Annotated in this window: 1 pseudogene; it reads left to right on the forward strand. The window is 67.7% G+C overall.

From position 1 onward, the window contains the following. Positions 1-140 (forward strand): annotated as a pseudogene (locus H6A34_RS14830) (sensor histidine kinase); the annotation flags it as partial. Between the last annotated feature and the right edge of the window lie 89 nt (positions 141-229).

A 229-nucleotide genomic window follows, 5' to 3' on the forward strand; every position in this document is an offset into this window, starting at 1 on the left:
ACCAGGGGGAGCAGGGACAGGACGGCAAGGGCCTGGGCCTGGGCCTGTCCATCGTCCACCGCATCGTGGAGCTCCACGGGGGGACCATCTCGGTGACCAGCGAGGAGGGGACGGGGAGCACCTTTTCCGTGCTCCTCCCCATCGCCCCGGATGGCGGGAGCCGCCCGGTCTGATGGACGATCGCGGAGCCGGGACAGGCTCCGAGAAAAACAACATCCCGTTCCTTTTC

It is taken from the genome of Marseilla massiliensis (genome assembly GCF_016899855.1).
In the GTDB taxonomy this organism is placed as follows: Bacteria; Bacteroidota; Bacteroidia; order Bacteroidales; family Bacteroidaceae; genus Prevotella.